Source organism: Flavobacterium sp. NG2 (assembly GCF_034119845.1).
Taxonomy (GTDB): domain Bacteria; phylum Bacteroidota; class Bacteroidia; order Flavobacteriales; family Flavobacteriaceae; genus Flavobacterium.
Genome location: NZ_CP139420.1, coordinates 501,888 through 514,363 on the forward strand (window position 1 = coordinate 501,888; position 12,476 = coordinate 514,363).

The 12,476-nt window shown below is 34.2% G+C and carries 7 protein-coding genes; all 7 read left to right on the top strand.

Annotation, left to right across the window (positions count from 1 at the left end):
• Positions 1 to 194 precede the first annotated feature (194 nt).
• The 7 genes from SLW70_RS02180 (at position 195) to SLW70_RS02210 (ending at position 12,415) form a co-directional block, all read left to right on the top strand.
• Complete coding sequence (locus SLW70_RS02180; RefSeq protein WP_320890300.1) at positions 195 to 1,268, top strand: endo-1,4-beta-xylanase; 1,074 nt, start codon at positions 195 to 197, stop codon at positions 1,266 to 1,268.
• Between the two features lie 166 nt (positions 1,269 to 1,434).
• Positions 1,435 to 3,243 carry a T9SS type A sorting domain-containing protein gene (locus SLW70_RS02185; RefSeq protein WP_320890302.1) on the top strand — a complete coding sequence of 603 codons (1,809 nt, stop codon included), beginning with the start codon at positions 1,435 to 1,437 and terminating at the stop codon, positions 3,241 to 3,243.
• A gap of 46 nt (positions 3,244 to 3,289) precedes the next feature.
• Positions 3,290 to 4,714: a sulfatase gene (locus tag SLW70_RS02190; protein ID WP_320890303.1), complete on the top strand. Its 1,425-nt coding sequence runs from the start codon at positions 3,290 to 3,292 to the stop codon at positions 4,712 to 4,714.
• Positions 4,715 to 4,727: 13 nt separating this feature from the next.
• On the top strand, positions 4,728 to 6,485 hold the full coding sequence (locus SLW70_RS02195; protein ID WP_320890304.1) for an endo-1,4-beta-xylanase: 1,758 nt from the start codon (positions 4,728 to 4,730) through the stop codon (positions 6,483 to 6,485).
• On the top strand, positions 6,485 to 8,155 hold the full coding sequence (locus SLW70_RS02200) for a sulfatase (protein ID WP_320890305.1): 1,671 nt from the start codon (positions 6,485 to 6,487) through the stop codon (positions 8,153 to 8,155). Before SLW70_RS02195 ends, SLW70_RS02200 begins: the two co-directional genes overlap by 1 nt.
• A 406-nt stretch (positions 8,156 to 8,561) precedes the next feature.
• Complete coding sequence (locus SLW70_RS02205) at positions 8,562 to 10,571, top strand: DNRLRE domain-containing protein (protein WP_320890306.1); 2,010 nt, start codon at positions 8,562 to 8,564, stop codon at positions 10,569 to 10,571.
• A 266-nt stretch (positions 10,572 to 10,837) separates the two neighbouring features.
• A complete protein-coding gene (locus SLW70_RS02210; RefSeq protein ID WP_320890308.1) occupies positions 10,838 to 12,415 on the top strand; it encodes a hypothetical protein in 1,578 nt (525 codons plus the stop codon).
• Positions 12,416 to 12,476 lie beyond the last annotated feature (61 nt).

Genomic DNA, 12,476 nt, shown 5'->3' on the forward strand with positions numbered 1-12,476 from the left:
TTTTTAACCACATAGAGTCATAGGGAAAAATCTATTAAAGAATAAATAGAATAAAATATTGTTTTTTTCGTAGCAATTTATGGGAAAACTAAAACCGTTACAACTCTTTTTAAATACCGTAAAAATCTATGTTTCTATGTGGTAAAAATCTAATTCGCACAGCGTGTAATTTTCTTATTGTTTGTTCGTTTTTTTTGTTTTCATGTAGTACTAAGCAACGAGTAGTAAACGAGAAATCCCTCAAGGCAGATAAGAATCAAAAATTCGCAATTGAACCTAATAATTTACTGATTGGAGCGACTCTAAATTATGATGAATTGCGTACTCAAAAAGAAGTGGTTTATTTAAAAAAATTTAAATATCTCACTCCTGCAAACGCAGCTAAACAATCTAGAGTTCATCCACAACCCGATGTTTGGAATTGGAAACAAATTGATGAGTTTATACAATTTGCGAATAAAAATAAACTAGTAGTGAGACTTCATGGCCCCATAAGTCCACAAGCGTCAAAATGGGCTAAAGAGGATCATCGTACCCCAAAAGAATTAGAAACAAATTTAACTGAATTTGCCACCGCTTTTGCTTTGCATTTTAATAACGAACCAGTTGTAAAATGGATGGACGTGGTCAATGAAACTATTCTGGCAGATGGCAGTTGGTTTGGACCTAAAAAAGGAACAGACCAATGGGAAAATCCTTGGTTAAAAATGGGATTGGATGAAAATGGATTTCCGTTGTATATTATTAAAGCCTTTGAAATCGCTACCAAGAATGCTACTAACATCCAATTAGTATACAACCAGAAGGTGGGTATGGAAGATAAAATGTGGGATAAAGTCAAAGAAACCATTTTGTATATCCGTTCCAAAGGTTTTCGTGTGGATGGTATCGGTTGGCAAGCTCATTTGTTATTGGGAGCCAAACGAGAAGATTTTGTTGATAATACCGAGGCTACGATGCAAAAACTAGCCAATCTTATTGATTGGGCACATCAAAATAAATTGGCTTTTCATGTAACCGAATTAGATTATTTGGTCAAACACAAAAAGAATGTGGAATCTGAACGCCAAGTTCAAAAAAGGGTGTACCAACAACTAGTAGATGTATTAGTCGCAAAAAGTAAAAACGGGCAAGTAACACTCAATCTTTGGGATGTTGGGGAACGTTATAAAAAAAATACTGGTTATTTTCAATCTATTTATGATGCAAAAATGAATCCAACACCTGCTTATCAGGTGATTAATAAAGTTAATAAAAATAAGCTATAATTTACTAGAAAATTACACTAAATTTTTCTCCCAATATGATTTCTTGGATTTGATTAGGAAACAATATTAAACTCAAGACATAAAATACAACAGAATTGTTTTTGTAAAGCTTGCAAAAACAGCTACAAACTAATACTATAACAAACTATTTCTTTAACCAAAAACTATGTACACCATAAATAAAATTACATTCACATTAATCACAGCACTATTATTTTGTACAAACAATATTAATAGTCAAAAATTGACGACTCTAAATACCACTGTAAAAGATAAAACCAATTTAGATATTGGATTTAACCGTAGATCAGATAACGGAACTTGGTGGACGGACAATTCATTCAAAAATTTAGTTGCTGAGATGAATCCAGATGTAGTACGTTATCCGGGAGGTACTCAAGCCAATTACTGGGATTGGAGAACGGGAAAATTTATTCCAAATGCGGGTAAAAACGGGACAAATAACGAAGTGCTAAAAATCCCGGGATTTGTAAGCGTACTTCCTGCGAGAACCAAAATTGTATATGTAGTCAATATGGCAAGGCCTACTCCTGCAAGTGGAGTAGATGTAAATGCTACCGAAGCAACACTTAAAAGTACAGCGACACTAAACTTAAAAATAAATGATATGCTTGCCGCTATAGCTGAATTTGTAGCGCAAGGAAAAGAGCCTTATGCAGTGGAACTTGGAAATGAGTTTTATTTTGGAAATGAGGAATCGGGTATTTTTGAAATTGTTGAAAGCAATGGCTTTTATTATGGCGGATGGAATGCTGCAACAAATCAACCTTATCAAGCTAATTCTAAAAAAGACGCCACAGTATTCACGGCAAAATTCTATGTAGAGCAATGTAATAGCGTAGTTGCTGCCATAAAAGCACAATACCCAAACATCAAATTTGCTATATGTACAACTAAATTAGAATCAAATGCACAAACAAGAGAAGTTTGGAACAATACTGTATTTGATGAGTTGAACAAACCAAATTATGCTTCATTAAAAAGTAATATTTATGCCGTTACCCAACACCATTATTTAAACACTAATTATGGAGTTCAAACTGTAATATCAGACAATCCATCAGCTGAAGTTGCCATTGCTGAAGGCATACAATATCCAATAGACAAACTACCAGATTATAATTTAGTACCTAACAATTATAAAATATGGTATACCGAATATGGTGAAGTAAAAGAAATAGCAGATGAGACATGGGCGTCAGCGGTTAGATACGCTGCATTAGTACATAGTTTTATGAATAGTGGCGACAAGGTAGGACAATTAGATTATCATTATATTTCTGATAAAAATGTTGTCAAAGTACTTTCTCCAATGAAATTAGCTCCTGTTGGAATTGCAGCAAAATTAGTAGCAAAAGCTTCTGCTGATATGACTGTATTTCAAGAAATAAATTTTGAAAATAACACTCTTACTTCGGGTTCTGTAAAATCATTATATGGTTTTAAGTTCAAGAGTAATACAAAAGAAGCCCTTCTAATCATCAATACAAGTGATTCTAATTTTGAGACCGTTAAGATTGATAATTTATTTACTTATGCTGGTCAGCCTACAATAACGGAATACTATTCTACTGCACCTGCTGTTTCTGGTGTTTACGAGGGGGATTCTAGTAATAACATTGCTACCATCATTGGAAGTGTAACTGGAGGAATTGTGAATATAAAAAAGTTTTCAATATCAGTTATTGAGGCTGCCAATACGACACTTGGAGTTGATAATCATTCCATAAACAATTCGGCTGTTTATCCTAATCCTGTTACGGATTTCCTTAAAATTCAAAGTGAAGACACGATAGAATCTGTCTCTATTTGGAATATTGGAGGAATACTTGTTTATAACAATGACACATTCACAGGAGATGGCATCAATCTAAGCTCATTGCTTCCAGGAGTGTATTTAGTTAAAATTAAAACCAATAAAAGGACAGAAATTAAAAAAATAGTTAAGTTTTAAAATTACAATCTAGATTTAAAAAAAACAATACCTTAATTTTATAAATATGAACTTTCCAAAAGTGTATCTATTTGGGATTTTTGTAGTACTTACAGTGAATTGTAAATCAAAATCACGTGTTTTTTCTGAAAGTATTCCAAAAAAACAACCAAACATTCTTATTATCCATGTTGATGATCTAGGGTATCATGATTTAAGTGTCAATGGTTCTAAAATTTATCAAACGCCAAATATTGACCAATTAGCAAAGGAATCCGTTCAGTTTCAAAATGCGTATGCTAATTATCCTCGTTGTGTGCCTTCGCGTTATGCGATGCTTACAGGAGGATATCCAATACAAAATGGAGAAGTTCCAGATGATGGTTTCGAAATGAACAATGTTCCAGACAGCAAAAACTTAATCAAAGCGATTAAGGAAACAGGTTATCAAACGGCTTATTTTGGCAAATGGCATTTGGGCGAAGGCGATAGTAGTCCTAAGACTTTTGGGTTTGAAACTACCGTGGCAGCAGGACTAGCAGGTTCTCCGATTAGTTATATTTATCCGTTTAACCAACCTAAAAAAGGAAAAGGAACTTCTGAAAAAGACCCTATTAAAGATTTAGACGAAATCAGTAAAAAAGGCGATTATTTAACCGATGTGCTAACTGAGCAAGTGGTTCAGTACATTCAAAAGAGAGATAAAAACAAACCTTTTATGGCGATGCTGGCTTTTTATGCAGTTCACCAACCATTAGAAGCTAAAGAAGAAGATGTAAAACGCAATCAACAGGAAATAGACGCCTTTGATTACGGAAACCAACCCGAATTTATCAATGAAGGAACAGGCCGAACTAAAATGCGTCAAAACCATGCTACTTATGCTGCTATGGTCGAAAATATGGATGAGAATGTGGGTAAACTTCTTCAATTGCTAAAAACATTGAACATTGATGACAATACGATGGTTATTCTGTCATCAGATCATGGAGGTTTATCTAATGACGGGACTAACAAACGTGATTTGGCTACTTCTAATTATCCGTTGCGTGCGGGAAAAGGATGGTTGTACGAAGGAGGAATTAAAGTACCTTTAATGGTGAAATGGAAAAATCATTTTGAACCCAGAGAAGATAAAAATTCCTTAATCATGCTGATGGATGTATTTCCAACCTTACTCGATTTGACGGCTCATAAAAAATTAGATACTGACGGAATTAGTTTTTTACCTATATTAACTAAAAAAGAACAGGTAAAAGAACGAACTGTTTTCTGGCATTCTTCAAAGGCAAGACCGACACAAACAGGAGACACAAAATCATCGGCTATTCGCGTAGGCGATTACAAATTGATTAATTGGTACGAAACTGGGAAAACAGAATTGTATAATATTGTTCAAGACCCATCGGAAAGCAATAATATTGCCCAAAAACAACCCGAAACAACCCAACAGCTTTTGCAAAAACTAAACTATTGGAAATCTAAATTTTAATAAATTAATGAGAATGAAATCAAGTTTTTTACATACAATCCTTTTCCTGTGTTCGGCTTTTGTACTTAACGCCCAAGAGATTCCCGCTGGTGGTGATGGTTTAGTAGATAGTACTAAATTAAAATATTCGAAACTAACCAAGGAAGAAGGAATGGTCGAAGTGGTTAGCGAAAATAATTCGACAACATTGATTGCAACAACGATAAAACAACCTCAGTTTATTTATAATTTAGGGGTAAGAATTCCATTGATTTCCAAAAATATCACTCCCGAACAACCGATGTTATTGTCCTTTCAAGCCAGAACATTAGAATCGAGTTTAGAAACGGCTGAGGCTAAAATTTCGTGGATTTACAAACAGTCAGAGTCTTCAGACCCTAAAGATGTAATTCAAAGAACGGTGAGTTTGTCACAAAAATGGCAAACCTATTATTTGCCCTTTAAAGCTTTAAAAACGAGTAATGGCAATGATGTGCTTTCGATGTTGTTTGGTTTTACTCCTCAAAAATTTGAAATTAAAGACATTCAGTTACAGTTGTATCCAAAGAATTTTGATTTTGAAAAATTGCCAAAAACAAAAATTACCTATGCCGGTATGGAAGCTAATGCGCCTTGGCGAGTTGAAGCTGAAAAAAGAATTGAAGCGCATCGCAAAGGGAATTTTGAAATAGCATTTTCGGTGAAAGGCAAGAAAGTTCAAAACACCAATGTTCATCTCAATTTACAAAAACACGCTTTTTCTTTTGGAGCAGCCATCAATGCCGAGGATATTGTTAAAGACGTCAGACATTTTGATGCCGTACAAAAAATGTTTACTGCCATTGTTTTTGAAAATGATTTAAAAATGAAAAAATGGACTTTGGTTAAGAAAAGACCCATAATAGTTGAAGCCATCGACAAATTAAATGAAAGCAATATCAAGGTCAAAGGTCATGCGCTGGTTTGGCCAAGTTTTAGATATATGAGTGAAAATATTCGGGCAAACAAAGACAATCCTGAAAAGGTGAAAGAACTTGTTTTTAGTCATATCAAAAGTATTACGGAAGCGACCAAAGGCAAAATTTCGCATTGGGATGTGTTGAACGAAGTTTATACGAACAAGGAGTTGCAAAATATTTTTGGAGGGTCGGAGGATATTTTATTTGAAGCCTTTCAAAAACTAAAAGAATACGACCACAAAGCGGAACGTTTTATTAATGAATACGGCATCATCAGCGGTGGTGGGATTAATAAAACTAAACAAGATTGGTACTACAATTTTGTAAAAACGATTGATGCTAAAACAGGAGGGCTACTAGATGGTGTGGGTATGCAAAGTCATATTGGGAGCGATTTGACTCCGCCTGAAAAAGTGATAGAAATCTTGAATCGTTTTTCGGATTTGCGTAAAAAAATCAGTATTTCAGAATTTACGTTGGACATCTTAGATGATGATATCAAAGCACAATATACCAATGATTATATGACGGCGGCTTTCAGTCAACCTTCGGTGAGTGAGTTTTTGTTTTGGGGATATTATGAACCATCAAATCCGAAAGCGGGCTTGCTTGACGAAAATTTTCAACTGACTAAAATGGGTAAGGCCTATTCGAATCTTGTACATAATAAATGGCAAACGAATATTTCCAAAAACACGGATGCAAACGGTAAAATCTCGGACAGAGGTTTTTATGGAACCTATCAATATGATTTTACTTTGGATGGAAAATTCTACAAAGGCAGTTTTGAAGTCAAGCCAGAATCTAAAAATCAAATCAAAATAGCTTTATAATGAAAATTAAATTAGCGGTACTCACCTTTTTATGCTGTTTTATACTAAATGCACAAACTACAAAACAGCCTAATATTCTTTGGATTGTTTGCGAAGATATAAGCCCGACACTTTCGATGTATGGAGACCACAATGCTAAAACGCCAAACCTTGATAAATTAGCACAAAAAAGTATTGTTTATACCAATGCTTTTGCCACAACAGGAGTTTGTGCGCCAAGTCGTTCGGCGATTATTACAGGCATGCTGCCTTCTTCGATTGGGACGATGCATATGCGGACTGCAAAGGATGTAATGTCATGGGGAAAACGTAGTTATAAAGAAGTTGCAACTAGAGGTGAAGAAAATCCAGAACCAGTATTAGACTTAAAAGGAAATACTATTAGAGAATATTCAGCTGTAGTTCCTGATGGTATAAAATGTTTTACGGAATATTTAAGAGCCAGTGGCTATTATTGTACCAATAATCAAAAAACGGATTATCAATTTGCTGCACCTATCTCGGCTTGGGACGAAAATGATCCCAAAGCACATTGGAGAAATCGACCAGAAGGAAAGCCTTTTTTTTCGGTATTTAATTTAGGGGATACGCATGAAAGCCGAATTTGGTTAAACAAAGATTTGCCATTAACAGTTGATCCTACAAAAGTGTTTTTACCACCTTATTTTCCAGACAATGCTGTCGTTCGTAATGATGTAGCCCGTCATTATAGCAATATCGAGATTATGGATAAAAATGCAGGAATCATTATCGACCAATTAATCAAAGATGGTTTGTATGATGATACGATTATCTTTTTCTACAGTGATCACGGCGGCCCTTTGCCACGTCAAAAAAGAGAGATTTATGAATCAGGTTTAAAAGCACCTTTGTTTATAAAACTTCCTAATAGTCAGACCTTTTCTAAAAATGACCGATTAATTTCATTTACGGATTTAGGACCAACAGTATTGAGTTTGGCCAATGTAAAACCGCCAAAGGGAATCGAAGGAAGACCATTTTTAGGAAAGTACGAATGTAAATCAAGAGAGTTTGTTTTCGGGACTTCGGATCGTTTTGATGAGTTTAGTGATAGAATTCGTTCTGTACGTACAGAAAAGTATTTGTATATCAAAAACTATCATCCTGAACTTCCTAAATACAAAGATGTTGGTTATAGAAAAAGTATGCCTATGATGATGAATATGTTGACATTAAAAGAGGCGAATCAATTAGACCAATATCAATTGTCTTGGTTTCAATCCAAAGTAACCGAAGAATTGTATGATATCATCAACGATCCCTACAGCATGACCAACCTAGCTGAAAATCCAGCCTACCAAAAGGTTTTAAACCAATTGCGTAAACAAGAGATTAAGAAATTTGAAAAAGACTATGATTTTGGTTCACTTCCTGAAGCGGATATGATTGCTAAAATGTGGCCTAACAACACTCAACCTATAACAGCAAAGCCAAGTTATAGTATTAAAAACGGAGTATTAACCGCTTCATGCGCTACCAAAAGCGCTTCGATTTCGTATAAAATGTCAAAATCTAAAGATGAGAAATTTGATGTCAGTAGCAAATGGACTTTATACACTCAACCCATTCCAATCCCAAAAGGACACTATGTTTATATTATTGCCAATAGAATTGGTTTTCAAGACAGTGCTATTGTGATGGCAAAATAAGGTTTGTAATTATTAAGTTTAAGAAAGCTTCGATTTAGAAATCGGAGCTTTTTTTTAAAATATACATTAGAATTTTATTGATTTTTTTGTCATGCAGATGGTATGTTTTAAAATAAGAAAAAAATCTGTGTAAATCCGTTTCATCTGTGTTATCTGTGTTTCAATGCGTAATCTGGATTTTTTCCTTCCCAATTTCTAATTCTCTTTAGAAAATTCAAACGATGTAGGTAATTAACGAAATCGTTATATTAATATCGGGTGAAATCTCTATAAAACTCTTACGGCATTGATTATGAATTAGGTTTTTGATGATTTACAAACCATTTCTGTCTATTTTTTGACCCTTTTTCTGGGAGTTAAGTACTTAATTTACAATACTATTAACCAACCAAAAACCAAATTATTTATGAAAAAAATTACCATTTTCATTTTCGCATTGTTGTTGTCGTTTCATTATTTTTATGCACAAACGACCACTGTTACAAAACAAAACACATTAATTAAATCCAATCACAATTTTGGGCTCACTAATCCTGTTTACAACCAGAACTCCCCTATGACTTATGATCCATCACAAGTAAGTAGTAAAGGAGCTGCGTTTAGTATTAATTATACGAATCAAGGAGGCACCAGTTTTGACGGTTATCCAAGTGGTACAATAGGAGGTTATAAAGCTGGTGGCACTTACTCTCCTGGTAACGTTAATACTTGCGGTATGCCTGTCCAAATTCAAGATTTAACAGACAACCTCAGAATTAATTGGAAAACATCTCAAGCAAATGCCAATGATTCTGACGATAAATGGTGGGCAACCATTAACGTAATTTTTGATAGCGGAACCTCAACATCTGAGCCAGATCCAGATGCACGAGATTATGATTTAGTCATCCAAAACGTAAGTTATATGCAAGATGATCTTACTGATTTTATAAATCCTGGAGGTAGGTATTGGTATTTTGCTAGAGAAGGCACACCGGATCCAGTAACAGGAATTAAGCCTATAAAACCTTTTACTCTTTACATTAATGGTGTTGCTTATAGTTGGGCAGTACGTTACAAATTTTTTGACTATCCTGCAGGACATCCTGAGGTAGATAAAAACGATAAAGTACATATCAAATTTATTCCAATTGACAATAGTGCACCTATTCCATATTTAGATCATTCTTTAAAACAATTTATCGATTGTACTAAAAATTACATTGCCTATGTGCAGTTAAATCCTGCAGAATTGACTTTAGCAAACCAAAAAGTAGGTGAAAGTACCTTATGGATAAAATCAATTTCAGCAGGTTATGAAATATATGAAGGAGCCTCAACACTTAATAATGATTATTTTTATACGACGATCGACAATACTGCTCCAAATGCTTTAACAAACTTAACTGGAATCAAGCAATCAGGAACTGCAGTATTAAATTGGGATGCATCAACAGATACTGCTTTTGACACTTATTCAATTTATCGATCAGATAATGGTGGAGCTTATAACTTAATAGCATCGGATATAAGAATAAATAACTATACTGATAACACCGTTACAACGCTATCTTATAATTACTATATAACAGCAAAGGATCGTTCATTCAACGAGTCTAACGCATCTAACATAGTAAATTTAGATTTCACACCATTAACGACTACTTTAACAGCAATTGATGATGCATACGTAAGAAATGGTACTTATAGCGATATCAACTATGGCACTACACAAAATATACAAGTAAGAGAAACTACTTCAAATAGTAATACCAGAAATAGTTATTTAAAATTTAATCTAACAGGAATTAGCAATATCATTTCTGCAAAACTTATTGTTACTAATACAGGTACTAATGGTGATGTTAATGTAAGTGAAGTATCAAACGATAATTGGTCTGAAAACACAATTACCTGGAATACCAAACCAAACATAAACAGTACGTTAGGTTCTTATTCATTTAACAATTCTGGAAATTTTGATTTAGATGTTACTAATTACATCATAAATGAGCTACAAGGAGATAAAACAGCTAGTTTTGCTCTAACGGGTTCTACCACTAATTATATGCAAATATCAAGTAAAGAAGGAGCTGTAGCGCCTCAATTAGTAATACTCTATAAAAATGATGGTAGTACAGCTAAACAAACAATTGTCAGCAAGCAACTAATTAATAATGAGAATGAATCTTTTAGCACCGAAAGTGATATTGTTCTATACCCAAATCCCACAGAAAGAACTTTAAATCTTCAAATAAATAATCCGGACACTAACAACGGAAAAATTGAAGTTTATGATAGCCTAGGAAGATTAACTCAAAAAAGTGCTATCACTAGTTCCCAAATGAGTTTTGATTTGAATGGAACACCCGGTATTTATATTTTAAAAATAGAAAACAACGAATCTGTTATTACAAAAAGAGTAATTAAGCAATAAAGCTTTGTAAAGTAAGCAGTAACTAGAATAGGTAGGTGTCTTTTTATTAAAGATGCCTACCTTTTTTTAAAAAAACTAAAACGATGTATAGAATCACCGAAAACGTTATATTAATATGGGATGCAATCTCTGTAAAAGTCTTACGGAATTAATTCTGTATTAAGCTTTTGATGATTTACAAACCATTTCCGTCTATTTTTCGACCCTTTTTTTGGAGGTTAAATAGTTAATTTACAAGACTATTAACCAAACCAAAAAACCAAATTATGAAGAAATTATTTTTACCGTTAATGATGGCGTGTGCCTTTTTTCAAAGTTGTAGTACTAATGAAATTGATAATGCTGTTGATTCAGAATCAGCAGTTGATCACAACCTTACTGCAAAAATTTCAGATTTTAAAGGAACGACTTCTACCGTCTTAACGGGTTACAACTTACGTTGGTTAGATACTCCTGACTTTAGCACCAGTAATATCGTGCCATTAATTGAGAGTTTGAAACCAAAAATCTTTAGGTATCCAGGGGGTACAGTAGCCCATAAATGGAATTGGAGAACTGGAAGGACTTCTGATGGCGGAAGCGCTTCGAATGTTACCCACCTCATTGGCGATGTAAAAACTCTAGCGGATGCTACTGGTGCTAAGGTAACTTTTGTATTGGATGTTGTTCATAGTTCTGTTGAAGACCAAATCGAGATGATGCAAGCGGCTAATGTTCCTGTTGAATACATCGAATTAGGAAATGAATTGTATGCCACAGAATATGAAGTTGAATTCCCAACAGGAAAAGAATATGCAGATACAATTAATAGTTGGGTGCCAAAATTAAGAACTGAATTTCCAAACGCAAAGATTGGAGCAGTGATGATAGGTCGTTTAGGAGGGCCAAACAATACAAGGGCCAATGAATGGAATACGAAAGTGCATCAAAATATCACCCAATCAGTAGATGCTTATATCTATCATGTGTACATGAATAATAGTGAAGGTACGACAGCACGTTTACAGCGTTTAGATGATGTTTTTATTTTGAATAGCAACAAGGAAACTTGGGTAACTGAGTACGGAGATAAAAATCAAGATTATAACGAAGCTATTAAATTAGCTGATTTGCTTACAGGCGCTCCTTACAATACCAAATTATTACTGAATCATTGTGTATATGCTAAGAGTGGTGATTTTACAAAATTTGTTGATACCGGGAATGGAACGACCTTTACATATACTCCTGAAGGATACGCTTTCTTGACGACATTCAATCCCAATTTTGCAAAACTAGGACATGTGGAAACATTTGAAGATCATACTACTGATGTGAGTCCATTGGCAAGTGCTGGGATGAAATCGTTTGCGTTAAGCGGACAAACAATTGCTAGCAATCAAGTTTTATCTTTCCAAAACAAAGCGGGATTTTTTGCTGATGAAAATAATGTAAGTGCTAGCTCTGACAATGGGGTGAATGTATATTATGTAGCTACTGGAACTCAACAAATGGATAATGTACTGATATCTCCAAAATATTTACACGATGGAACAGGAACGGTAACCATGAAAATTGATGCTTCGTATGCGCAACGTGCTCAAAATAATGCAATAGTTACGTTTTATTATTCAACAACTCATGACGGTTCAGCGACTTTTAATCCGAGTCAATGGACGGTAATTGGTACAGAAACGGCCGCCAATATGTACGCACAAGGATTGAATAATAATATGTACAAGCGTGAAAGTTTCAACATAAATCCATCAGCCAATTTTCATGTAGCGGTTAGGATACAACAAACTTTTGATGCCACTTATACAAAGACACAATGGAGGTTTGATAACCTAAACGTGTTCAAATAATAAATACCCAATAGAATAAGTAGGTGTCTTTAATTTAAAGATTCCTACTTGTTTTTTTATA